Source organism: Psychrobacter cibarius (assembly GCF_904845955.1).
Classification (GTDB): Bacteria; Pseudomonadota; Gammaproteobacteria; order Pseudomonadales; family Moraxellaceae; genus Psychrobacter; species Psychrobacter cibarius_B.
This window is the reverse complement of record NZ_CAJGYX010000002.1, coordinates 448,134-472,721: the sequence shown is the minus strand read 5'-3', so window position 1 is coordinate 472,721 and position 24,588 is coordinate 448,134. Positions and strand designations below refer to the sequence as shown.

Genomic DNA, 24,588 nt, shown 5'->3' with positions numbered 1-24,588 from the left:
TCTTTGATAATTATATGACATCAATAAGCCTCCATAATAAAGCACTCGGCTCCATTTTTATAACTGCCATTTGCCTTGGCACAAGCTTTAGGTGCAGTATCACTCAAATCAACGGTAGTATCTCCCCAGCTTGCCACAAAACACTGAAGTTCTTGATTGCCCGACGTGCCAGGACAGCCGTTTGGTGCCATACCAATATTAATATCATTAGCGCTTGCATATGATTTTAGTAATAATCCATCACGTGTCGCCAGCTGATTAATAGTACAACTGGCTGCTGCTGTAGGTGCAGTATTAGCACTCGTAACACAACTACTTTTAGTTATAACTTTACTATCAACAGTAACACTATCTGAAGATCCGTTTATCGCTGTTTTGAAAGCAGCAATACCGCTAGGGTTAGTACGCATTGTCTCTGCTCCGCCTCGCATAATCGCTAAAGAACGAGTGCGCATTAAACTTTCGTCTGTTGCTTTTATCGCTGACATTTGCATGGCGCTAAATCCTAGTACAGCTACAGCTAGCAATAGTAATGCTACCATCACTTCTATTAATCCCACGCCTGCTTGTGTGTTTCCAATCCTCATTAACAACTCCCAGCATTTAGAGTATTAACATTAGCAATGTTAGTAAGACTTACTTGTTTAGGCGTCTCACTATTAGAACCGCTATCACAGATGGTATATACTACTGTGGCGTTATTAGCCATTTTCTTATTTGGTTGAAAAACAATATTGCTTACCGTAGATGGGGTAATCGTTTGGGTAACAACACTTTTATCACTGATACTATAGCTAGATATATCGTTGCCGCCAGCTTGTAATCTGATTGTTTTAGGTGTGGTAGTATTCGTATATATAACAGTTACATTCTGACGACGGAGTATACTCTCCACCTTAGCTTCTTTTAGTGCATTAACGAGCGTCGCAGTCGTTGACTTCACTCTTTGATTAGCCAACTGATTACTGATGCTGGGCGCGGCAATACCGACAATAATAGCAAGCACAGCAATCGTTACCATCAGTTCAATCAGGGTAAATCCTGAGTTGGTTGTTCGTAGCGTAAGTGGTAGATTATTTGTAGATGCGTTCACATCAAATCCCTATTTATAACGGCAATTTTATAATAACTATTGTTTGTCCAATACCAATACTGGACCAAAAAACTAACAATGACTTCATATTTTCATATCATTTTTGCCAGTCTTTTTATTGTCATTTAATCAAAATGCTGCAATTTTTGTTCCATAATATTTAACAAAAGTTTTGCATAGAAATAACAATAGCCATAGCAGTTATGCAAGCTATTTAGAAAACATCATTTTATAAGCAATGCTATTGAGTGATAAGCATCATATCTTGGATATTAATAACAAATAAACATATATTATTTTAATAATATAGCGTTAAGGCAACATATTAGTGATTATCAATAGAGAGGAACAGATTTTAAGACTGATTTCCATGCGCTAAAGCATAGGCAGAAAGATGGTATTTACGATTGGCTTGAATATCTGACATGGTGACTGTTTCAGACGGGGTAAGCAGTGTACGCCCCAATGCTTGTAAACTAGCACCCGTGGTCGCAACATCATCAAACAATAATAAGCGTTTCACAGGAGGCTTTTCGATTAAAACAAAAGCATTGTCTAGATTACTCAGGCGCTCAGCACGTGTAAGCCCTTGCTGACTGACAGTGTCGTCAATACGCTTTACACCATGCCATAAAGGTATCTGCCAATGCTTAGACAATTGTGCGGATAAAATACTGACAGGATCGAAGCCACGTTTGACCAGTCGTTGCTCGGTTGTTGGCATGGCGACAATCACGCTATTATCATGATGACAACCATGAGGACGTGGTAGCTGACGTATAGCATGTAACAATAACGGCAATTTGGTCATGTCTTCATGGTGCTTAAAAGCTCTGATCGCTTGACGTAGCGGATACTCATAATAAGTCGCCGTTTGGATAGATAAAACTTTACCAGAAGCAATGTCAACATTGAAAGGTTTCGGCAACCACGCGATACTGTCATGACAATGTGAGCAAAGTAGTCCGCTGTTAAAACGGTGGTTGAATTGCTGGCGCAAATTAGCAAGAAATGAAGGATCGTTTGGCAGGGTCTTTAGAGAGTGCGATATAGAATCAGCCGTTGGCAAGCTACTAATATTTGATAAGAGGTAATTTTGAGATAGCTGAGATTGTGGCGTGCTGCGATAAACACGGCACAACTGGCAGCGTATATCGAGATACTCTGCCAGCCATAGTCCAGTTTGATAAGGCGCTAAAAGTCGCATGGACGATTATCAAAATGTGCGCTGATATTAGAAACCTTTCCAATCATTCAGTACGATACCAAAACCAATAGAGGTATTTTCGTGATTATAATCGATGATGGATTCGCCATAGCCTTGGAAAACCTGAACAAAGCCATTAACATTCTCTGATAATGGATAAATATAATCGACTTGCGCCGCCCCTTTATTGGTGCTTGGATTGTAGCGGAATGTACCGCTCAGACTCTGTTGATCAGGCAAATCATATAAGAATTTGATATCACCGTAACCCATGTAGTCTTCGATATCTGGATTGTCTTCACTGCTGCTGCTTTCACTATTCACTCGAGCCCACAGGCGCGGTACGATTGATAGCTTACCCCACTCTGCCCCTGCCATGAGATAAGCACGGTTCCATGAGCGTGATAACGGATCATCTTGTCCATTAGAATGATGAATGGCACCAGCACCAAGCATACGAAGACGACCACCAAAAGGTAAATCTGCGGTCACTGGCTGAGTCAAAAATATTTCAGGCTGATAGTCGGTGGCACGGAATGGTCGCGAGTTATCTTCGTTATAGACTTGCCAATGTGACTCTTGGGTATAACCAAACCACAAATCAGCACTGGTATCGAATAAGTCTTCGGCAACTTTGGTCTTCAAAGACAACTGAAATTTTAGTTCAGTATTGCGTATGTCATTAGAAGTAAAGGACTCAGTTTCCTGTGACGGCGTGCTTGGATCTAGGTTAGGGTCAAAGGTATAAAATACTGGCAATACATAGGTTGGTCGGTATGGTCTGACGGTCCAAGTCCCACGCTCACTGTTTTTATCAAGATCATAGGATAAGCTAAGCGGTGTATATTTTTCGATATCTTTTTGAGTGACCCCAACATTTTCTAAAACTTGTGCTTCTCTTTGCGTTAGCCCAACGGTGTCTAAACCTTCATTAGTAGCAGGCGCGCGCGCAACTGAGTCAGTAGCGCCATTATTAGCACCAGCAATGGTAGATTTCTCTTCTACAAAGACAACTTGCGGATTACCTGAAAGCGTACTTTGAAAGGTTTTTGCCAAATCTACTGGCTGCTTAGTTGTGGTGTAGCTGGGTGTTTTACCTTCTTCAGCCACTTTGTCAAAGCAAGCCAAACGGGCGGCACTGGTCTGTACTTGAGTACATTCAAAAAACAATTTTGCTTGCTGAGCAATAAATTCTTTACTGACTACTTGGCGATCTTGCGAAGCTGTATTGGCATCCTGTGACACCTGATAATCTTCAAACTCAAACGCTGCCTCCGGTACTGGTAACTCATTATCGCTCTGAGTTTTATCGGCAGCTTGGACTTGCACGGTAAAGCAGGTTAGCGCTAGACCAACAGCAATATTCAAATAATGCTTTCTTGTCTGAAATAAAGTGTTTTTGCGCGCTGTAATAAGAGGCATAGGGCGGCGCTGTGCGGTGATATGGGAAAACATAAGTGTCCTTTATCTAACTGACATTATCGCCAGCAGAGTATATAAGATAATGAGTATGACCATTAGCGTCATCGCTAAAATAAACCCAATGACATTCAGACATAGAAGTCAGCAATTACAACGAGTAATGCGCCTTCAGCATTGTTGCTTTATTGTAATGAAAATGTGTGTACTATACTAGCGTTATCGCTGCCCTATACCAATGTAAATATCAATAATCAACGCTAAACCAAATGCTTAGCGTCAGGATGTCAGGTAACCATTGATAAAAATAAAAGAGCCAACGTACTGTATGAATAGTACATTGGCTCTTTTGTATTGTTAAGCCTTTAGAAAAGACTTATTCGTTTTGTTAAGTATCAGTTATTAAGCATCGTCAACGTTTGCTCAAATTCTGGACGATCAATCTCACCTACTTGTTGATTGGTCAACTGACCGTCTTGATAATACAGCAATGCTGGCGGGCCAAACAATTTATAGCGCGCTAAGATTGCTTTAGAATCGTCCGTAGTTTCTGTTATATCCAGTCTCACCAACTGCCAATCCTGCATCTGCGCTGGACGATTATGAAATAAGTTTTTATCCATAATACGGCACTCGATACACCATTCAGCAGTGACATCGACAAGCACTTTAGGGTTGGCGGCGATAATGGCATCTAACTCAGTCAGCGATGTGACGGTTTTATCTGTTGTATTACTCATGGCTGGCTGACCAGTCGTCTGCATCGTCGGAGCAGCACTCAAAGATGCCAGCGGATGCAAACTATCATCGTTACCCAACGCCGCGCCGATGACTAAACATGTGGCCCAAATACCGGCGATTAACCCTAATGCTTGGGTCAGCATACGACCTTTACCCAACCAACTCCACGCCCACATCGCTACAACCATAAACCATAACGCCCATACCATCAGCATCACGGGTGAGATAAAGACGCGCTCAATTAATAATAAAGCAACGGCAAAGAGCAATAAGGCAAAACCTTGCTTGACCCAGTTCATCCACGCGCCCGCTTTCGGCATAATTTTACCTTGGGTGGCACCAATTAAGATAAGCGGTGCGGATAAACCAAAACCCAACATAAATAAAGCCGCAAAACCCAGTAGTGGACTACCAATCGTCGATACGGCAAGCAGTGCCCCAAACAATGGCGCAGAAACACAAGGCGATACGACGAGCGCAGATAAGAAACCCGCGATTAAACTACCGCCCGTACTACCCAGCTTGCTATCCCCTGCTTGACTCAAGCCTTGCATTTTATTACTAATAAATCTCGGTAAGCGGATACTAAACACACCCAGCATATATAGTGCAAGTAGGACAAAAACAATCGCAAAACCAATCAGGATAATGGGGTTTTGTAGCCAGCCGATAATGCCTAATGATTCACCAAACACGGCAATAACTGCGCCCAAAATACCATAAGCCGTTGCCACGCCAATAGCGTAACTGGTGGTCAGAATAACACCGCGTTTCACCGTTGGATTTTCCTCACGGGCAACGATATTGGCAACGATTGGCAACATTGGTAGTACGCATGGTGTCAATGCCAAACCCAGCCCTGCTAAAAACAATAATACCAATGCCAACCAAGGATGAGAAGCCAGACCAAAAGGATCGCTATCAGTGGCATTATTTCCAGCGACAGTATTGTTGGTTGTCGCAGAAACCTCACTTGTCGCAGTGCCATCGACGCCTTGTTCATCTGCGCCAGAAATCGTATTGGTGGCGCCAAGCTCTCCCTCTAAAGCCTCATCATCCAACAAGGCATAATCAATCACCCCATCATCAGTCAGCGCTTGCTCTGCTGCAAGACTATCGGCAACCGTTGCACTTGACTCGGCGGTGTTGTCATTATCTGTCAGACTATTATTAGCAGACTCTTGAGTAGAAGTACTGGCGCTACTTCCTGCAATTTGTGGTGTTGCAGCAGCGATATCAATCGTCGTTTTAATTTTTTCAGGTGGATAGCATAGTCCTGCTTTGGCACAACCTTGCCAACCAATCACCACGGCGGCATCGTTGACGCTTTTACCATTACTACTGCTCAAGGTCGTCGTCGCCACCATATTCGCTTGGTCAAACACCAGTACCTTCCCGAATGTCGGATCATCGATTGACACTGGCTTTTGACTAAAGGTAAAAGGCGCGGCGGTCACGCCAGCTGGCAACGTCAGTTTGATTTGGTCTTTATAAACATAATGCTCAGGCGTAATGTCAAAATTAATGGCTAAGCGCGTGCCATTATTGGTAGTTTTACTGCTATCACTGACTTGGAAAGCTTTGTCCACTGGTAAAAATTTCGTCTGTTCCGCATTTTTATCACTGCTAAATAAATCACCCAGCCCTGCCGCGTGCGTCATCATGGGCATCGCAGCCAGTCCTGTAAACAACGAGCTACTAGAGACCGCAAATGCTAGTAGATAAGATTTTTTGGACGAGCGATGTACCGTTAGCGATGGTTTTTTTTCTATTGTCTTGATGGACATGAAGAGCTACCTATTTATTACCTAATATGCTATTTATTACCAATATTTGAGTCGATCGGCTTGTGGTCTATTTGCGTGTCACGGCGATATCAACCGTGGTTTTGATTTTCTCTGGCGGATAGCATAGCCCAGCTTTTGCACAGCCTTGCCAGCCAATGACAATCGGTGCATTTTTTGCGCCTTTACCATTGTTAGTAGTCAGAGTCGTGGTTGCTACCATGTTTTTTTGGGTAAAAACGGGAACCTTACCAAAGGTTGGGTCGTCAATGGAGACCGGCGACTGACTAAAAGTAAAGGGGGTTGCACTCACGCCCTTAGGAAAACTGAGAGTAAGCTGATCTTTATAGACATAATGACCTGGCGTAATATCAAAATTAATAGATAAGCGCGTGCCCTTAGACGTAGCCTTAGTGCTGCTGATAACTTGAAACGCTTTATCGACAGGCAAAAACTTCGATTTTGCGGCACCATTATTAGCAAATAACTCGCCCAAACCTGCAGCTTGAGCGCTCATAGATGCCATTGACAACCCTATCATCAATGAAGTACTCATGATTGCAAGTGCGTGAGGCAACTTAGAGACTCGTTTATTTATAATGACGGCTTGTGAATTGAGTTTGTTGGTAAACATGAGTAATAACCTCTACTGGCTGATTTTAATGACAAATGAGCGGGGCGATATGACTGGTATCAAACGTATAGATTGTTGGAAAAATGGATGGTTTGACACTTCCTATGGAATGCCACGCCACTTATTTACTGATATAAAAATATCAACCAATAAGGTCTTATTGGTTGATATTTAAGAGCATTAGAGCGACCGTCACCAATAAATATACTATGGAGTAAAGGATCGTTAGCTACCCATATTTTAATTGCTCATCAAGCTAATACTTATAATTGGGCATAAAGATCAGCATCTTGACCTTCGCCGCCTTGCTGGCCATCTGCACCCAGCGAGAATAAGTCATAAGGACGACCTTCACTGCCTGGTGCGACATATTGCATCTCATTTTCCCAGCCATCTGTTGGATAGCCGCCTTTGATATAACCACCATCTGGATAGTTTTTGGCTTCTGCTGGCGGTGTGGTTAATGCTTCTAGACCTTGTGCGGTAGTCGGATAGCGTGAATTATCAACCTTATACATATCAAGGGCGTTGGATACTGTAGAAAGCGCTGTTTCAGTGGTCTTGACACGAGCTTTATCACTTTGTCCCACCACTTTCGGGACAACCAAGCCTGCAAGAATTGCCAAGATTACAATCACGACCATGATCTCGATCAGAGTAAATCCAGATTGGTTATCACGCATAGGCAGTGGCTGACTGGCTCTCGTAGGAGCTGTCTTGTTGGCACTCATGGCACTTATTGGCATAGTAGTTACTTGAATTTTGTCAATTATAGTCATCGCTTTTGTCATCGCTTTTGGCATCAAGGTGATGTAAATAGGAAAAGTGGCGTTCAAGTAACATTAATGATCGGCGTATTAATGAGCACTGAAACGATTATCACTATAAACCATGATTTTATTTGGGGCTGTCCTAGATAACTAGTTCAGTTCCTGTTTAACCCATTGTTTTAGCTGGTGTAATTGACGTTTTAGTTCGCTGTAGTTAAAACGCCACTCACATTCCTTCAAAAACAGATGGAAATGCTCTTTTGGGATGCCATTATATTTACGCATATGTCGCTTGGCTTGGCTCCAAAAGTTCTCTATTCCGTTGATATGGTTTCTGTCTTGTGCAAACTCTTTTGAATGATTGATACGGTAATGGGTGAACTCACTGATATCAAGTGCGTTGTAACTTCTAAAGGAGTCAGTGTAAACAATACTATCAGGCTCTACTTTCTCTCTTATATATAGGGATTAAGGTATCGGCTCTGGTATTAGGGATAATACAAGCGTAGATGCTAGCATTACGCTTAAGCAGTCCAAACACAGGCACTTTGTTACCAGCACCGCGACCACGTTTGCCTTTGCGCCTGCCGCCAAAGTAGCTCTCATCAACTTCTATTTCGCCTTCTAGAAGGCCAGGTTCCTGACTATTTTCATAAATCAATAGTCTTAGCCTGTGAAAGTAATAGCTAGCTGTTGTTTTATTAACACCCACTAAGCTTGATGCTGTTCTTGCGGTAGAATCGGCAATAAATAGTTCAATGAGTCTGGTTTGTTTGTACCAACTTAATCTGCTCTTTCTCATATGACTATCCTAGATTATTTCTTATAAAAGTCTAGGACATCCCCTTTTAGGACAGCCCCTTTTATTGTTATCTAGAGCGTGTCCTCAATTCAATCGTTTACTTTATAAATGGGCTAAAAATAGCTGAATTTTGCCAAACATCGTCAAATAGCTTATTAATATAGAGATATTAATAAGCTACTTTCCTTGTTTGACGGCAATTTATCTCATTTTTGTCACCATTTTTAAAATGAGGACACACCCTAGCACCGCAAGTATATTGTTATGAACCTTGACTTTTATAAGCATCAATACTGAACCACAGCATAACGAGTGATATTTATAAGGATAACTTTTGACTGACGCTTACTATAGCTTGATGGCTGGCTTTACCCTAATAAAAACGTGACTCAGTCAACAATCTACAACAGTAAGCAAATCTTAAGAAAGCTAGCGTAATATTTAGTAAGATGGCTACAATAGAAATGTGAGGGGGAGGCACACAAGCTCAGAAGATTTGATTGCTCATTATCCTGCTAGATCATTCATATTGACAATCGGCAGCATCACTGCCATCACTATAATCATGACTACCACGCCCATCAGCACTAGCATCAACGGCTCAAGTAGCGATAATAGGGTACTGATAAAGTTAGTGGCTTCCGCTTCCTGCATATTGGCGGCGCGGCTGAGCATATTTTCGAGCTCGCCTGAGTTTTCGCCACTTTTAATCATTTGCACCATCATCGGCGGAAAGTAACTGGACTTTTCTAATTGACTCGATAAGCTTGAGCCTTCCGTCACCCTATCAGCCGCAGTGATGATGGTTTTTTGAATATGCAAATTGGTCGTCACCGCCGCACCAATATGCAGTGCCTCAATCAACGGCACCCCTGAGCGTACCAATATCGCCAATGTACTGGCAAAACGTGCTGCATTCAGCCCTTTTGATAACCGCGCCAATATCGGTAATCTTAGCACGATGCTGTCTATCGCTAACTTACCCGCTTGCGTCTGCGCGAAACGATAAAACAAAAACGCCGTTCCGGCCAATACTAGCAGCATCAGCCACCACCACTGCGTAATGAGGTTAGATAGGCTAAGAACAATTTGGGTAATGAGCGGTAGCGCTTGCTCAGATTGCTCAAACACTTTGACAATTTTGGGCACCACAAAACTCATCAAGCCCATAATCACGCCGACTGCCATCACCATCAGCACAATCGGATAAACCATCGCGCCTTGGATTTTCTTTTGCAATGCAAAGCGGTTTTCGGTGTAATCTGCCAACTGGTTCAAGATTAAATCCAAGTGACCTGACTTTTCTCCTGCCGCAATGGTCGCGATATATAGTGGTGGAAAACTGGCGGCTTGCTGCAATGCTCGCGCCAAGCTCAAACCCTCTAATACATGCGAGCGCACGGCAAGCATGAGAGATTTAATATGGGTTTTTGGTGATTGTTTGGCGACGGCGGCAAGCGTTTCCTCTAACGGAATACCCGCTGCCAATAATACCGATAATTGACGAGTCAGCAATGCCAACTCGTAAGCAGACGGTTTTTTATAGCGGTTTTTATTCTGGTTTTGTCTGTCATTGACAGCACTGACTTCAACGGGCGTCCATTGTTTATCACGCAGCTGCTGGCGAACTTGTCGCGCAGAATCACCTTCGAGCAAGCCTTTTTGCACACTGCCATGGTCATCTAACGCTTTATAATGATAAGCGGGCATAGCAGCGAATATCCTAAAGTGGTCAACAATAAAAGGTAATAAACAAGGACTTATAAAGGCGGTCTATCGAGATTTAATGGCTTAAAAAAGCGGCGTGGAATCGCTACTGTCTGGCATCAAACCTTGCAATAACAAAACATCTAAGTGCTGCTGCTGCAGTTTTTTATCGAAGTCGTTGACCTCAGCAATGAGCATTCTCTCGATACGCTTGTCACTGGCAAAAACACTCAATCGTGCACAGATAACTGCCAACTGATAAATACGTTTTTTACAGTAGCCATCCAGCCCTTGTAGCAGTCTAACCATGTATGGCGTCTCAAGACTGGCATAATCGTAATCAGCTATAACCTGCGAACCAAGTGCCGTAACACCATAGCTAATAGATAGATGGGCACAAAAATAACAGCTGAATAAGTAGCCAACGACATGGCCAATATAATAGCCGCGGTCATAGGTAAAACTACTCACGCCGAAGTGCCCAAGCACATAGCTATTTAGACTGCCTTGATCACGAATAGGCTTACTGTTCTTTAATTTGCCAACGGTGGCAAAGCATAGCGGATTTCGGCCATCCTGAGTGGTCAGTTGCCAACCTGCTGGCTGCTGAGCTGGCATATGACGGACAATATCAGCGATGATGTCATCGACCACATGCAGCTGCTGCCAAAGACGCTCTAATCCATCGGTATCCATCAAGCCGCGTTTATCAAGCTGCTGTGCCAACAAGTATTGCTGATGTTCTGCAAATTGTGATTTGAGCGTTTGTACCAAATAAGTAGGTCGCGTGGCAGCGGATGCCATATATAATAATCGCGTACGCTCATGCTGGGTACGATACAGTGCCACACGCTGCTCGGCAATATTCATCTCGCTAGCAGCAGGCTGTTGCACCCTGCTAGGGGTATTAGACAACTCATCAGCGGCGGCTTTAACGACCTCTTTAACGACTGTCTCTTCAACAACTGCCTCTTCAATATCTGGCAGCGTAAACAGTGCCAATAACATGGCTTTGTCAAGTGTCGCACCCGCCTTGTCTTTTCGACCACGCTTGACGTTGCTTGGATTCATATCGCTTTGTTTTTTAGCGGACACAGCTGAGCCTTGTTGGCTATTGGCTCCTGCGCGTGGCTTTGCGGTCGGTTCAGTCATAACATACCATCAGCAGCAAAAATAAATATCATTTAGAACAAACGATCTGACCACCATACAGTGACATATCTTACGCTAAAAACAAGCGTTTGCGCCTAGATGACTCATTATTCCATAGTACCTGAACACAAGCACATTGTCAGCTGTCCATCGTCAAAAAATACTCCGTGTCGGCACCTGTCGACCATAGACGAAATATCTCCATAAAAGTCTCATACTTCACCATGAGAAAACAAAAAAGCGTTAAGGGCCTAATGGCAACCTTAACGCTTTTATAGTGTATTAACGATACGTTATGCGATGTTTTCTTGTTGATATTGTTGGCGATAGGCTTTTGGTGATACCCCATAAACGCGCTTGAATGCTTGACTAAAGGTCGAGTCTGACGCATAGCCAACCAACTCACTGATACGGCCAATACTGTTTTGCTGCAAGCGTAGATAACGGGCCGCCAAGCGCAAGCGATAATCAATGAGATAGGTCAGCGGCGGCATACCAACTGTATCTTTAAAGCGCTGCGCAAAGCTTGAGCGTGACATTCCTGCGACTTCAGCCAGTTTATGAATGGTCCAGTTTTGATTGGGAGCTTGATGCATCGCTGCTAACGCCTTGGTCAAAAACGGGTCTTTCATGGCTTTTAGCCAGTTTTCCGTGGCCTCAGGCAAACTTTCAATATAAACCCGCAAACATTCAATCATCATAATACTTGCCCAATGATTGATGATCGCGGTCTTGCCCATGCGCTCACGCTCGGCTTCTAAGGTCAGCAGCTTAATCTCGACATCAATGACCTCAAATCTACCGTCAGACTCATCGTTGATTTCAGGCAAAATCGCAGGCAGCACAGACAGCAAAGGACGTATCATTTCTTTGTCATACTTGCATTCAATCAATATCAAAGACGAGTTAGGATCACCGTTGCCATCGATATCAAGGGTGTTTTCCTTACAATGAGTCAGCAACTCATCTAGCGGTAGCGCATCGTCACCATTATGATCTAAGGCATAGCTCACATGCTTATGGGCACTGGGAATCATAATCATATCGCCTGCGTGCGCCTGTCGCAAACCATTGCCGACATCGATGCAAAAGCTCCCAGACATCACTAAATAAAACAAAATCGTATCTTGTCTAGTGATGGAATAAGACCAATTACCAGTCCCATTCAAACGATAATACTTGGTTTCAAACAAATGCACGTTTTGTAGCAATACGCTCAATGCGTCCATCAATCACTTCCTCAATAATATAAGATCCATAGCAGCGCATCTCAGACAAGCACTCACATCCCTACTACGGTCTTAGGCTTACTTAATCTATTCAATATATTTTTTAACTGACCTTTGGTTTTCTGAACACCTGCATCATCTTCAATGGATCACTTCTTAATGGATGACCTAATATAACAACGGGCTTTAAGACCTTATCATGATGCATCACTAAAAGCGTTGCCTTTGTTATTCTATATAAAGGCGGTTAAAGAATAACAAAGCAGGTTTAAGGCACGTACAGAGATAGCGAGCGTCTAAAAAGAGAACCTATAATAAGAATAAATAAGACAAAAGGCCAGTAAACCAATAGACAATCAAAGGGCTGATGAGTCTATAAATTTTAATCGCAGGGGGTAAGATAGGTTAAAACCAATCATACAGACACAAAAAAAAGCCAAACATGGCAAGTATTATTATTTAGAATAAGGTTTTTATAATGAGGTAGAACAGGAAGAGGATAATGCAGAATAAAATATGGGGCGACTGATGGGACTCGAACCCACGACAACCGAGATCACAACCCGGGGCTCTACCAACTGAGCTACAACCGCCATAACTATTGCCTGATGAGGCAAGATTTGCAGGCTAAATGGTGCGCCTGGCAGGATTCGAACCTGCGGCCACCTCCTTAGAAGGGAGATGCTCTATCCAGCTGAGCTACAGGCGCTCTTAGAGGACTTTTATATACTAAAGCAAGTTTTAAATATATCAGAAACTAAACCATTATACATAAAAAAAAGCCTGTAAGGCTCTTAAAAATAGATGGTCGGAGTGATAGGATTCGAACCTACGACCCTCTGGTCCCAAACCAGATGCGCTACCAAACTGCGCCACACTCCGAAATTTCTATTATCACGATAGTTTGTTGATTAACTCGTTGTTGGCAATGCCACTAACTTGTTAACGTTCCTTGCTATCGAGGTGCACATATTAAGGGGAAAAGCCGATGGTGTCAACACCTATTTTTAATTAATTTAAAAAAACTGCTAAATTACTTAAAAAACGCTCATTTATCATAAAAACCACTATGACAAATCCTTTTCTCCACGATGCTAAGTGCTACTTACTCATCGACAGCGCTCATTATACTCTATTCCAATCAGGAAGCAAGCTGCCGTTTATCGTACCAGTCAGAACATTGAATGGTACGAGCCACAATGGCGCAGGACTCACTTTTTCACCAGCAATATTATGCCTCTTATCATGGTTGTTAGCACCATCAGTCTTTTTATAATCATGCACTTGTTGGCTGAGCGCAACTGGCAACCGCTCATTATCTTGTACTGGGTAAACCAGCCACACCTGCCCTGCTTGATAGGCCTGAGCGTAACTCATCAATTGATAAGCATCGCTGGCACTCATGCTGGCTGTCTGCGATAAATGTTTCCATTTAATATCGATGACATGGCTATAGTGACCTTTTTCTCTAGCTTCAATAACCGCAGTGCTACTCTGATTTTGACAATTATCATCAGCATCAGTTTTATATATGAGCAAATCAGGTCGTATAGACAGACATGCGCGCCCTTCTGCATCGGTTAGCCAGATACTTTGCGTTTGATATAACGGCTGATATTGTTGACTCACTTGCTGAAACATCGAGGCAATGCGCATACTTACCCATTGTTCAAAGGCTTGATTCATATCAATCAGCAAGCATAAACGCGGAGAGGACAGATTTTGCTTGAATGGTTTATTTGGCGCAATACCATTACCTGTTGCCACATTGGACTGCCTTAGTAACCAATAAGCCATATCTAACAACTGCTGAGCAGCTTGTAATTGCGGTGCTCGAAGCGGTTGAGCGGCTAACTGACGCTTGGCTTGCTTGTATATCGACTCTAACTGGGTCAACTCTTGATAACTCAACGCCGCTACTCGCTGCCAAGCCTGCAAAAATTTAGGCGCATCTGCTTTCGATAGCGTTGATTGAAAAAATAAAGGCGTCAGCAAAATCAACGTACTCTTAATCAGCCGATTACCTAGCATGTCTTCGCTCAGTATACTGCTCTCACAGACAAACTTATGCGGCTGCATGCTGTTATGGCGCAATTGTTCTTTGATGAGCAGTCGACCTTGTAGCGATGCTTGATTATCGACCTGCGTCTGATAGTGTTTGCTTGGTCGATAATGTACCAGCCGCTGCAAAAACTGCGTGATAAGCCAATCTGACAATGGCAGTACAGCTATCGATAACGGCGACAGTTGGCTGCTAAATTGACCTAGATTTTTTGTATTGGGTAGCTTGTTTTTGGCATGACTGCTATTGGTCAAATCCGATAGCATGCTCTGCACCCATTGGCGAGTTTGCCTGATATCGGGGCGATGACTGGCATGGCGATGACTGGTATTCTGTGAAAGGTATGATTGCTGCGCGACTTGATCGCTAGAAGTTTTTGCCGCAAGTTTAGGTAAAATCTCAAGCGTCATGCCGCTAGGCAGTAAAATAACCCCTATATAATGTCCGACTTTTAACTGCCATTGTCCCTGTCTGCGCTTAATGCTAAATACCGCAAACTCTTGCGCCATCAACCAATGGAAATCAGATACCTGTAAGAAGTCATGCGCTGTCAAACGCTGGTGTTCAAACACAGTGATGGTATTTACATCAAACGCATTAACGTTAGCACTGTCAATATTATTGGCTATGACTTTATGACTAAAACTATTATCTATCAACGCTGAGCACCTTTATGGATATAAACGTTGATAGACAGTAGGTTTGGCAAAATCGCCTACCCTTGCGATGAGGTCGGCATTTATCTTATAGCCAGATGTGCGCATAGACTGACCGAAAAATGCGTTTTGACCAGTAAACAGCGGATTTTGACTATTAGCATTCACTTGATCATTCACACTGTCATTGATGGATACATGACTATCATGAATAAACTGCGCTCGCAGTGGCTGCTGCTCGTCTCTAAAGATATATTGCAAAGTACCCTCTTGCCCACCCGTCGCTTGCATTAACTGCGGAATAATTTGTTCAACCAACGCCGCTTGCAATTGTCCAAGATCCGTCACTGACCATAAAAAAGCATGACCCAATTGCGCTTCCATTCCCAATGTTTGCGTGATGCGATCATTCAAACCAGCTAAGAGCTTTGCCAAATCTATCGTTGCTGCTGGACTGTCAGTTTCTGAGTTTCGGTGTACATGAATCATCGGTAATAACTTGGGCTGCGGAGGACAGTCTATAAAACGAAAGCGCCGACGTAATGCCATATCAAGTGGTGCTAACGAGTGATCTTGGATGTTCATCGTGGCATAAATATCGATGTTAGCAGGGACGCTAAAAACCCGTCCAGAATAGGCCAAATGAACGGCCATCGCGTTTGCCATGCCAGCCCGTTTGTCTGGCTCAATTAGACTGAGTAGCTCGCCAAATACTCGTGACATGTTGGCGCGATTGATCTCATCAATTAAGATGGCATAACGCTGCTCTGGATCATTTGCTGCCCTTTGACACAGTTTTAAAAATGCACCATCTTGAATGGCGTAATTCATTTGAGATAAGCTACTTGTTGTATGATTAGACGCTGCCATGACAGGACGAATGCCTTCGACAAACTCTTCATAGCCATACGCTTGATGGAAGCTGACCATGGTAAAACGCTGCTGGCTAAAACCTTGATTTGGGTTTGCTTGGCTTTGGTTGACACTGTTATCACGCTGCGCTTGCTGAAATTCGGCAAGTTGCTGCGATAGCTCTGTTAATAACTCAAAGCTTTCTGGCAGCAAATACCACGCACCGCCCTCATCTTTATCAAAATAGGCTTGGCTGGCACGGTTTTTATAAGTCACAGTTTTTGAATTGGTAGGGCTATGCATTTGGAGGACAGACCAAGCCGTATTGCTTAAGTTTTTTTCGCGGGCATTCTGCGCCGCTTTCGCGACAAAGAACGCATGATTGACGATTTCAGGCACTTTTACCAAGTCTTGGTGTTTAGATTGAAAATCCAAAAGTACCAAGCATACGATTTCACGCCAGCTAAGCGCTTGCAATAGCTGCCCAAACAAATCTGCCTCATCGGCTCTCGGCAGATAGTCGGTATATCGCTTAGCAATTTGTAACAGTCGATAGGTTTTCCCCGTACCAGCAACGCCTGTATAAATAATATTGGTCGGCGCATGAATTGACGTGTCAGGCATAGCTTCATCCAGCATAGAAAAAGGAAATAAGAAAAATGATCAATGAGGTACACTAAAATGTCATCATTATAGCGTGGCTGTCTTTACGGCATCCAGCAGCACTGTTTATGAAAGCATCTGAGTGATACGATATTGCATTGAGCGATAGTATTCCTAGCATCTAGGGTATCATGACGTTAGCCCTATTTTATAAGCGCAGCAGTTCATGCTAATAATAGTAGGCAGACGGCGGTTAATGTACCATAGTAAGCATGGCAGCTTGCACAATAGGCATCCTATCAGCTGCTATGATGAAATATATAACACTCAAAGCGTCATTTAATCTATCTACATTAAGGAATTTTGTATGTCAGGATTATTAAAAAAACTCCCTAGCAAGCTAACCAATAAATTGCCAGCCAAAACCTCTGACAGCACAAGATCGCCCGTCGAAAAACCCGACAGCACGCTCAAGCCCATCAGCAATCAATTCACCAAACTGTTATCTGTTACCAAATACTTGCCTGCCAGCGCACGCTCGAGCATTTTATCCAAAGCCTTTGGTAAAGTGGTGCCATATGTGGGCACAACGGGCGTCTATTATGAAACGGTCGAACCCAACCAAGTCGTCGTGAGCTTAAACAACACCAAAGCAGTGCAAAATCATATTGGCTCTATTCATGCGGTCGCTATTACCTTACTTGCCGAAACAGCGACTGGTTTTATTTTGGGTTTAAACCTACCCTCTGACCGCGTACTATTGATTAAATCATACTCGGTTAATTTTTATCGCCCGATTAAAAAAGGCCAAATTGCAGCAGTGGCATCTTTATCGGATGAACAGCGCTTAGATATCCTAAATACGCCAAAAGGTGAAATGGTGATTCCGTGCGTCATTCATGACCGTGAGTCTGACAGTGATCGTGACCCTATCGTGGTTGAGATGACATGGGCTTGGATTCCTAAGTCTGAATTAGAAGCCCGCCGTCAAGGCAAAAGTAGCGAAAAGCCGCTAGGAGCTGACACTGAATCTAAAACAGAAGTCGAAGCTGAGCAAAACGACCAATAACTGGTTAAGCATAAGTAAGACATAATGTGTCATCTAGTGTGATGAGACATTATGTTTGTTAAACTTGTATAGGGCGTGTTGAACATTGAGAGTAAATTATGGCAAAAAAAATAGCGAACGGTTAATCTTTAAGTTCTCACACCAAAAGATCTCGTTCGCTATGCCTCGCACAATGCTCAAAGATGAACACTGGACCAAACTAAGACCTATCTTACTAAAACTGAATATCTATGACAAAGGAAATCTTCGATGTACCGTTGAAGGTATTCTTTATCGGATGCGCGTTGGTTGCCCTTGGCGTGACTTACCCGATTATTTTGGTAAGCCCAACACCGTCTACAAAGCTTATCGACGCTGGTTTCGCAGTAATAAGTTGATTGCGCTATTTTCTTTGTTAATCAAAGATTCAGACCTTGAATGGGTCTTTATTGATGGTACTCATATTAAAGCGCATCAGCATAGCAGTGGCGGTCATGAGAATCTTCAAGGTATTAGTAAAAGTGTGGCAGGACGTGCCACTAAGATTCACTTAGCAGTTGATGCACATGGCAATCCCATCAATTTTCTCTTGTCAGATGGTACTACTCATGATGTGAAAGTGGCTCCAGACTTAATTGATAACATAGATTTGAGCGCAACAGTGACTGTATGTGCTGATAAGGGCTATGATTCTGATGCGCTACGTGCTCATATTAAACAAGTGGGCTGCTTCAATAACATCCCTCGGAAAAGAAATACAAGGTCCTCTAACGATCATATGGACTGGCACTTGTACAAAGCTCGCCACTTAGTAGAAAACGCTTTCGCTAAGCTAAAAAATTACAGAGCAGTTGCAACCAGATTTGATAAGCTCAAACAAAGTTATGAAAACACTGTGGCTTTGGCTTGTGCTTATCTTTGGTTGAAATTATGAATGTTCAACACGCCCTAGTGAATTTAAAAAAATTGTGAAAAAAACGTATAATAAGGAGACAGCGATGTCCAAGATTACCCATAAATTGACTGCCCATTTAACTAAGGCGTTGCTCGTGGGCGCGTGCTCACTAGGCCTTGCTATGACAGCGAATGCGGCGCCAATGGCAAATACCGCAAGTGTGACTAAATCTAGCCCTGTGTTTCTTGGTGATGGCGGTAATTATCCTTTTTCAGAGGCAGTACGGGTGGGCGATACGCTATACATGTCTGGACAAATTGGTTTTAAAGATGGCAAATTGGTCAAAGGTGGTGTCAAAGCCGAAGCCAAGCAAGCATTGGATAATATCAATGAAACCTTGTTAAAATACGGCTATCAAAAATCAGACATCGTCAAATGTATGGCGATGCTGACAGACATGGATGACTTTGACGATTTTAATAAAGTCTATAAAGCGGAATTGGCCAAACCTTATCCGGTACGTTCAGCCTTTGGCGTCGCTGAATTGGCGGCAGGTGCCAGCGTTGAAGTTGAATGTATCGCTGCAAAATAATAGCGATGTCACACGTTAGACTATTCAAAGCATTGAAGTATTCAAAACACTAAAGTATTCAAAGCAGTAAAGAATGACCATCAAATAACTGGCTACCATAGCCAGTTATCTTTTATCTGCTATACAAACCCTTTGGCTGAGGTAGATTAAATAATCACCAACACACCTTAAGTATTTTATACAAGTATCGTGTCATCAGCTAAGGCACTCTCTTTCGTCACTCGTAGCACTTCCTCTAACGTCGTACGACCTGCAATGACTTTATGCAACCCATCCGCACGAATCGATGGTGTCTGCTGACGTGCGTACTCCTCTAGCTCATACTCGGCGGTATTACTATGAATCATACGGCGCAAGGTATCATCAACGGGCACCACTTCATATATCGCCGTCCGTCCTTTAAACCCTGATTGATTGCATTTGTCGCAGCCAACTGGTCTGGGTAGATTGATAGGTGTAGTTGTTAAAGCGTCAGCACCATTCTCTGAGACTGGCACAATACCAATTTCAGTAAATAATTTGGCTTGCTCACTATCAGCAGCCTGCCAACCATGACAATGCGGGCATAACGTACGCACCAAGCGCTGGGCGACGACACCAATCAGCGATGACGATAATAAGAATGGCTCAACACCCATATCTTGCAGACGCGTGACGGCACCAATGGCGGTGTTGGTGTGTAAAGTTGATAACACCAAATGTCCAGTAAGCGACGCTTGTACGGCAATCTCTGCCGTTTCTAAATCGCGAATCTCACCAACCATGACCACGTCCGGATCTTGGCGTAACATCGCACGTAAACTTTTGGCAAAAGTCATATCGACTTTATTATTAACCTGCGTTTGCCCAATGCCATCGAGCTGAAACTCAATCGGATCTTCAGCGGTCAAGATATTGCGGGTTTGGTCATTGAGATCGGTCAGTGCTGAATATAGCGTCGTGGTTTTCCCTGAACCTGTCGGCCCTGTCACCAAAATAATGCCGTGTGGGCGATGGATCAAGCGTTTTAGCTCGCTATAATCATTATCAGACAGCCCTAAATACGTCATATTCAAGCGACCTGCTTGCTTATCTAATAGACGCATGACCACGCGTTCACCAAAGCTCGATGGCAATGTCGATACCCGCACATCAACCTCACGCCCTGCCAGCCGTAAGCTGATACGTCCATCTTGTGGCACACGCTTTTCGGCGATATCGAGCTTGGCCATGACCTTAATACGCGATACCAATAATGGCGCTAATTGGCGTTTTGGCGTAATGATTTCTTTGAGCTCACCGTCGACGCGAAAGCGAACCACTAAGCGTTTTTCAAAGGTTTCAATATGGATGTCTGAGGCGTTTAAACGTATCGCTTCGGACAACAACGCATTGATGAGACGAATGATAGGTGCATCATCTTGTTGATCCATCAGATCTTCAGTTTCAGGGACACTGTCTGCCAAACTATCAAGATCAGGATGGTCTTCGAGCCCAGCGGCAATATGTTGCGACTCACCAGTATTGCCTGCATAAGCGGCGTTCATGCGCTTTTCAAAGTCATCGGCGCTGATGCTTTCATAAGTGGGCACGCCGCGTACCCCTTGCTGCTGTAAAAATCGCACTGCCTCATTAATCGCTGATAATGGCGTGGCTTTGGTCAGCACCAAAGTCGCTGGCAGCTCAGGGTCAATGGCAAGTATGACCAAAATTTGATGGCGTTTCGCAAAACTGTACGGCAGTTGCATCATAAAAGCGACCTGATAGATAAAGATAAACTCAGAAAGAAACTCGTGTCAAAGCGTGGCAAACGTATTATGCTTAACTGGCTAAACCAAAAAAGACTGCAAGTAAGATTGCATGATTTTGTTATAATAGCATTTTGTTTTACTCGCCATTAGGATTTTCAGTTATGTCAGAGAACACAAGCACTGCTACTCATCCGACGCCCCTTTCACAAGACACTTTTACGGTCGGGAGTCGTACTTTTTCTTCTCGCCTGTTGGTCGGTACGGGCAAGTATAAGGATATGACTGAAACGGGCGCCGCCATTGGCGCGTCGGCAGCAGAGATTGTCACCGTTGCTATTCGTCGTACCAATATTGGCCAAAAAAGCAATGAACCCAATCTACTTGATGTGATTTCCCCCGATAAATATACCATCTTACCCAACACTGCTGGTTGTTTTGACGCCGAGACTGCCATTCGTACCTGTAAGCTTGCTCGCGAGCTGTTAGGCGGGCATAATCTGGTTAAGCTTGAAGTATTGGGCGATGAAAAAACCCTCTATCCGAATGTGATGGAAACGCTAAAAGCTGCCAAAGTATTGATTGATGATGGCTTTGAGGTGATGGTTTATACCTCAGACGACCCTATCGTCGCTCAAGAATTAGAAAGTATGGGCTGTGTGGCAATTATGCCACTTGGTAGCTTGATTGGTTCAGGTCTTGGTTTGCTGAATCGTCACACCCTCAGTCTTATTATCGAGAATGCCAAAGTACCGGTATTGGTCGATGCAGGCGTTGGCACGGCCTCTGATGCAGCGCTGGCCATGGAGCTTGGCTGTGATGGCGTCCTGATGAATTCGGCGATTGCCAATGCGCAAAACCCAATCATGATGGCCCATGCCATGAAGCATGCCATCTGGGCAGGGCGCGCGGCGTTTTTGGCGGGTCGTATGCCAATGCGCAAAATGGCGACTGCGAGCTCACCGCAAACAGGATACTTTTTTCAATAGTTTTTAAACTTAATGACCATTATTAAATTCATAGTATTTAATAAAAAGTCAGCTATAAAATAATAATAAAAGAAGTAACTTTTACTCAACTTATCGTCATAAAAGGATTTATTATGCGGCTTCTCACAGCAGTCGACCAGTTGTTTTTACTTCTTGAGTCGCGTAAACAGCCCATGCATGTTGGAGGTCTATTCCTATTCGAATTGCCAGAGAATGCGGGTAGCGGTTTTGTTTGCCAATTGGTCAAACAAATGCAAGATTCTGATGTGTCGCCTACCTTTCCTTTTAACCAAGTGCTTGAGCATTTGGCTTTTTGGAAAAAGGACAAGCATTTTGATGTTGAGCATCATCTGCATCATGTTGCCTTACCAAAGCCTGCACGGGTTCGCGAGTTATTGATGTATGTTTCAAGAGAACATGGTCGGCTTTTGGATCGTGCCATGCCATTGTGGGAATGTCACGTGATTGAAGGTATTCAACCAGAAAACGAAGGCGACCCTGAGCGTTTTGCTCTATATTTCAAAATTCACCATTCGTTGGTTGATGGCATTGCTGCCATGCGCCTTGTCAAAAAATCATTATCACAATCGCCCACTGAGCCAGTAACGCTACCGATTTGGTCATTAATGGCACGCCATCGCAATCAAGTCGATGCGATTTTACCCAAAGAACGATCCGCATTACGCATCATTAAAGAGCAAATATCTACTATTAAACCTGTATTTACCGAACTGCTGGATAATTTGAAAAATTATGGTGATGACAGTTATGTCGGTACTTTTGATGCGCCGATGAGTGTGCTCAATAAACGCATCTCAGCATCACGGCGTATAGCCGCGCAGTCTTATGATATTCAGCGTTTTAATGATATTGCTGAGCGACTAAATATCAGTAAAAACGATGTGGTGCTAGCTGTATGTGCGGGTGCCATTCGTCGTTATCTCATCTCCATGGATGCGCTGCCGAGCAAGCCGCTCATTGCTTTTGTACCGATGTCGCTGCGTACGGATGACAGTGTGGCAGGCAATCAATTATCCTTTGTACTGGCCAATTTGGGCACGCATTTAGATGATCCTCTGAGCCGAATCAAACTGATTCATCGCAGTATGAATAACGGCAAACGCCGCTTTCGACGCATGAATCAAGCCCAAGTGATTAACTACAGCGTGCTTGCCTATGCTTGGGAAGGTATCAACTTAGCAACCAGTCTATTTCCCAAAAAGCAGGCGTTTAACCTGATTATCTCTAATGTACCTGGTTCTGAAAAACCGCTATATTGGAATGGTGCACGTTTACAATCGTTATACCCTGCGTCTATTGTCTTCAATGGTCAAGCAATGAATATCACCCTTGCTAGTTATCTAGATAAGATTGAATTTGGGATTACGGCTTGTAGTAAAGCACTGCCGCATGTGCAAGAAATGCTGACGCTTATTGAAGAAGAGTTGCAACTGTTGGAAACCACCAGTAAAGCGCTTAAGTTCCAAGGCATTACGGTTGAAGACAAAAGTAGCTATAAAGGTAATGGTAAAACTAAAAAGCTGGCTCCATAATGGAACCAGCTTTTTAGTTTTAAGTTGTCTTAATAATTATGCTTAAGTGGTGCTTAAAATGCGTCACCCCACGTTGGGACAACCACTTGCATCAATGGCTTCAATAACTTAATGTTACAGGCGAAAATAGAGCCTGAAGTCATTGAGTTGTGTGCACCTGTATGGTCAACCACCACGCCACGTGCTTCGGTCACGATAAGCTCACCTGCCGCGATATCCCAAGGCTTAATTGACATCTCAAAATAACCGTCAAAACGACCAGCAGCGACATAACATAAATCAAGCGCAGCTGAGCCTAGACGACGAACTTGACCGCCTGCTTCAGAGATTTTCTGTAAGCTCTCAAAATGCTGCTTGGCATAAGAAATGATTTCGCCATTGCGTTTACGCTCAAGCGGATGACCAGTGGTAAATAGACCGCCATCAATCGTTTTGCGCTCGCTTACTTGCATGCGGCGATTGTTCAAGCGCGCGCCTTTACCACGGCTAGCAGAGAACATCTCATCACGGACAGGATCATAGATCACGCCATGTTGGGTTACGCCTTTATGCTGTACGGCGATAGACACACAAAACTGCGGCACACCATGGACGAAGTTTTTGGTACCATCTAGCGGATCAATAATCCAGCACCAGTCCGCATCTTCACCGCGACCTTCTTGCATACCAAACTCTTCACCCAAGTACGAGTGATTTGGATAGCTGGCTTTTAGGGTTTCAATCGTCAGCTCTTCGCTAAAGCGATCAATACGCGTAACCAATCCATCAAGCCCTTTTGACTCAATATCCAATTCGATTTTATGGCGGTTTTGATGCGCATATAAAATCTCTTTACCAACTTTTTCAGCAGTACGTGCTGCGATGACGACCATGGGTTCCATAAATAACCTATTTGCTTGATGAATGAATGTCAAAAATAAGACGAACTCTGTGCCCACAACATGCCAATCAGCCGCTGCATCACACTGTATTTATACGATTAAAAAAATGCGCCATTTAAAAGCGATGATCGCATTATACTAAAATTGTTCGATAAAAAACGAAAAAAACCATGACGTTCGCCAAACCAACCC

The 24,588-nt window shown here is 43.5% G+C and carries 19 protein-coding genes, 3 tRNA genes and 1 pseudogene; 5 read left to right on the top strand and 18 right to left on the bottom strand.

Annotated features, from left to right (window positions below; genetic code table 11):
- Window positions 1-20: 20 nt before the first annotated feature.
- The 16 genes and pseudogenes from pilV to JMV76_RS05415 all read right to left on the bottom strand — a co-directional run bounded on the left by pilV (window position 21) and on the right by JMV76_RS05415 (window position 16,732).
- On the bottom strand, window positions 21-587 hold the full coding sequence (gene pilV, locus JMV76_RS05490; RefSeq protein ID WP_201501913.1) for a type IV pilus modification protein PilV: 567 nt from the start codon (window positions 585-587) through the stop codon (window positions 21-23).
- On the bottom strand, window positions 587-1,093 hold the full coding sequence (locus JMV76_RS05485; RefSeq protein ID WP_045452525.1) for a GspH/FimT family pseudopilin: 507 nt from the start codon (window positions 1,091-1,093) through the stop codon (window positions 587-589). Before JMV76_RS05485 ends, pilV begins: the two co-directional genes overlap by 1 nt.
- 355 nt (window positions 1,094-1,448) lie before the next feature.
- Complete coding sequence (locus JMV76_RS05480) at window positions 1,449-2,300, bottom strand: ComF family protein (RefSeq protein WP_201501912.1); 852 nt, start codon at window positions 2,298-2,300, stop codon at window positions 1,449-1,451.
- Window positions 2,301-2,327: 27 nt separating this feature from the next.
- Window positions 2,328-3,755, bottom strand: a complete 1,428-nt coding sequence (locus JMV76_RS05475; protein WP_201501911.1) for a phospholipase A — start codon at window positions 3,753-3,755, stop codon at window positions 2,328-2,330.
- A gap of 359 nt (window positions 3,756-4,114) precedes the next feature.
- Window positions 4,115-6,247: a cytochrome c biogenesis protein CcdA gene (locus JMV76_RS05470; protein WP_201501910.1), complete on the bottom strand. Its 2,133-nt coding sequence runs from the start codon at window positions 6,245-6,247 to the stop codon at window positions 4,115-4,117.
- Window positions 6,248-6,314: 67 nt separating this feature from the next.
- Entirely contained in the window at window positions 6,315-6,878 is a 564-nt protein-coding gene (locus JMV76_RS05465; RefSeq protein WP_201501909.1) for a protein-disulfide reductase DsbD domain-containing protein, read from the bottom strand.
- Window positions 6,879-7,141: 263 nt separating this feature from the next.
- Window positions 7,142-7,561 carry a type II secretion system major pseudopilin GspG gene (gspG, locus tag JMV76_RS05460; RefSeq protein WP_374190048.1) on the bottom strand — a complete coding sequence of 140 codons (420 nt, stop codon included), beginning with the start codon at window positions 7,559-7,561 and terminating at the stop codon, window positions 7,142-7,144.
- Between the two features lie 237 nt (window positions 7,562-7,798).
- Window positions 7,799-8,450 (bottom strand): annotated as a pseudogene (locus JMV76_RS05455) (IS1595 family transposase).
- Between the two features lie 507 nt (window positions 8,451-8,957).
- Window positions 8,958-10,160, bottom strand: coding sequence for a type II secretion system inner membrane protein GspF (gspF, locus tag JMV76_RS05450; RefSeq protein ID WP_109591221.1), 1,203 nt, complete (start codon window positions 10,158-10,160; stop codon window positions 8,958-8,960).
- An 81-nt stretch (window positions 10,161-10,241) separates the two neighbouring features.
- Complete coding sequence (locus JMV76_RS05445) at window positions 10,242-11,309, bottom strand: hypothetical protein (RefSeq protein ID WP_201501908.1); 1,068 nt, start codon at window positions 11,307-11,309, stop codon at window positions 10,242-10,244.
- Window positions 11,310-11,602: 293 nt separating this feature from the next.
- The gene (locus JMV76_RS05440; protein ID WP_045452534.1) at window positions 11,603-12,538 is read right to left on the bottom strand and encodes an AraC family transcriptional regulator; all 936 of its coding nucleotides are present in this window, start codon (window positions 12,536-12,538) and stop codon (window positions 11,603-11,605) included.
- Between the two features lie 517 nt (window positions 12,539-13,055).
- Window positions 13,056-13,131, bottom strand: a tRNA-His gene (locus JMV76_RS05435).
- Between the two features lie 39 nt (window positions 13,132-13,170).
- A tRNA-Arg gene (locus JMV76_RS05430) sits at window positions 13,171-13,247 on the bottom strand.
- A gap of 96 nt (window positions 13,248-13,343) precedes the next feature.
- A tRNA-Pro gene (locus JMV76_RS05425) sits at window positions 13,344-13,420 on the bottom strand.
- Between the two features lie 243 nt (window positions 13,421-13,663).
- Window positions 13,664-15,259 (bottom strand): McrC family protein, encoded by a 1,596-nt coding sequence (locus JMV76_RS05420; RefSeq protein ID WP_227690113.1) that lies wholly within the window; start codon window positions 15,257-15,259, stop codon window positions 13,664-13,666.
- Window positions 15,260-15,271: 12 nt separating this feature from the next.
- The gene (locus tag JMV76_RS05415) at window positions 15,272-16,732 is read right to left on the bottom strand and encodes an McrB family protein (RefSeq protein WP_201501907.1); all 1,461 of its coding nucleotides are present in this window, start codon (window positions 16,730-16,732) and stop codon (window positions 15,272-15,274) included.
- Between the two features lie 346 nt (window positions 16,733-17,078).
- On the opposite strand from JMV76_RS05415, the gene JMV76_RS05410 reads away from it, so the two are divergent.
- From JMV76_RS05410 to JMV76_RS05400, 3 genes are all read left to right on the top strand, one after another.
- Window positions 17,079-17,780: a DUF4442 domain-containing protein gene (locus tag JMV76_RS05410; protein ID WP_201501906.1), complete on the top strand. Its 702-nt coding sequence runs from the start codon at window positions 17,079-17,081 to the stop codon at window positions 17,778-17,780.
- A 160-nt stretch (window positions 17,781-17,940) separates the two neighbouring features.
- Complete coding sequence (locus JMV76_RS05405) at window positions 17,941-18,693, top strand: IS5 family transposase (protein WP_045456533.1); 753 nt, start codon at window positions 17,941-17,943, stop codon at window positions 18,691-18,693.
- A gap of 64 nt (window positions 18,694-18,757) precedes the next feature.
- The gene (locus JMV76_RS05400; RefSeq protein ID WP_060490333.1) at window positions 18,758-19,246 is read left to right on the top strand and encodes a RidA family protein; all 489 of its coding nucleotides are present in this window, start codon (window positions 18,758-18,760) and stop codon (window positions 19,244-19,246) included.
- 176 nt (window positions 19,247-19,422) lie between these two features.
- Here JMV76_RS05400 and gspE read toward each other — a convergent pair whose 3' ends face one another.
- Window positions 19,423-20,976 (bottom strand): type II secretion system ATPase GspE, encoded by a 1,554-nt coding sequence (gene gspE, locus JMV76_RS05395; protein WP_201501905.1) that lies wholly within the window; start codon window positions 20,974-20,976, stop codon window positions 19,423-19,425.
- 161 nt (window positions 20,977-21,137) lie between these two features.
- On the opposite strand from gspE, the gene JMV76_RS05390 reads away from it, so the two are divergent.
- Together JMV76_RS05390 and JMV76_RS05385 are read left to right on the top strand one after the other, a co-directional pair.
- Window positions 21,138-21,962, top strand: a complete 825-nt coding sequence (locus JMV76_RS05390; RefSeq protein ID WP_201501904.1) for a thiazole synthase — start codon at window positions 21,138-21,140, stop codon at window positions 21,960-21,962.
- A 113-nt stretch (window positions 21,963-22,075) separates the two neighbouring features.
- The gene (locus JMV76_RS05385) at window positions 22,076-23,515 is read left to right on the top strand and encodes a WS/DGAT/MGAT family O-acyltransferase (protein WP_201501903.1); all 1,440 of its coding nucleotides are present in this window, start codon (window positions 22,076-22,078) and stop codon (window positions 23,513-23,515) included.
- A gap of 53 nt (window positions 23,516-23,568) precedes the next feature.
- On the opposite strand, the gene JMV76_RS05380 is transcribed toward JMV76_RS05385, so the two are convergent.
- The gene (locus JMV76_RS05380) at window positions 23,569-24,396 is read right to left on the bottom strand and encodes an inositol monophosphatase family protein (protein WP_045443417.1); all 828 of its coding nucleotides are present in this window, start codon (window positions 24,394-24,396) and stop codon (window positions 23,569-23,571) included.
- Between the last annotated feature and the right edge of the window lie 192 nt (window positions 24,397-24,588).

Coding starts and splice junctions, on each gene's coding strand:
- pilV (WP_201501913.1), bottom strand. CDS start 587: ATGAGGATTGGAAACACACAAGCAGGCGTGGGATTAATAGAAGTGATG.
- JMV76_RS05480 (WP_201501912.1), bottom strand. CDS start 2,300: ATGCGACTTTTAGCGCCTTATCAAACTGGACTATGGCTGGCAGAGTAT.
- JMV76_RS05475 (WP_201501911.1), bottom strand. CDS start 3,755: ATGTTTTCCCATATCACCGCACAGCGCCGCCCTATGCCTCTTATTACA.
- JMV76_RS05470 (WP_201501910.1), bottom strand. CDS start 6,247: ATGTCCATCAAGACAATAGAAAAAAAACCATCGCTAACGGTACATCGC.
- JMV76_RS05465 (WP_201501909.1), bottom strand. CDS start 6,878: ATGTTTACCAACAAACTCAATTCACAAGCCGTCATTATAAATAAACGA.
- gspG (WP_374190048.1), bottom strand. CDS start 7,561: ATGCGTGATAACCAATCTGGATTTACTCTGATCGAGATCATGGTCGTG.
- gspF (WP_109591221.1), bottom strand. CDS start 10,160: ATGCCCGCTTATCATTATAAAGCGTTAGATGACCATGGCAGTGTGCAA.
- JMV76_RS05445 (WP_201501908.1), bottom strand. CDS start 11,309: ATGACTGAACCGACCGCAAAGCCACGCGCAGGAGCCAATAGCCAACAA.
- JMV76_RS05440 (WP_045452534.1), bottom strand. CDS start 12,538: ATGGACGCATTGAGCGTATTGCTACAAAACGTGCATTTGTTTGAAACC.
- JMV76_RS05415 (WP_201501907.1), bottom strand. CDS start 16,732: ATGCCTGACACGTCAATTCATGCGCCGACCAATATTATTTATACAGGC.
- JMV76_RS05410 (WP_201501906.1), top strand. CDS start 17,079: ATGTCAGGATTATTAAAAAAACTCCCTAGCAAGCTAACCAATAAATTG.
- JMV76_RS05405 (WP_045456533.1), top strand. CDS start 17,941: ATGCCTCGCACAATGCTCAAAGATGAACACTGGACCAAACTAAGACCT.
- JMV76_RS05400 (WP_060490333.1), top strand. CDS start 18,758: ATGTCCAAGATTACCCATAAATTGACTGCCCATTTAACTAAGGCGTTG.
- gspE (WP_201501905.1), bottom strand. CDS start 20,976: ATGATGCAACTGCCGTACAGTTTTGCGAAACGCCATCAAATTTTGGTC.
- JMV76_RS05390 (WP_201501904.1), top strand. CDS start 21,138: ATGTCAGAGAACACAAGCACTGCTACTCATCCGACGCCCCTTTCACAA.
- JMV76_RS05385 (WP_201501903.1), top strand. CDS start 22,076: ATGCGGCTTCTCACAGCAGTCGACCAGTTGTTTTTACTTCTTGAGTCG.
- JMV76_RS05380 (WP_045443417.1), bottom strand. CDS start 24,396: ATGGAACCCATGGTCGTCATCGCAGCACGTACTGCTGAAAAAGTTGGT.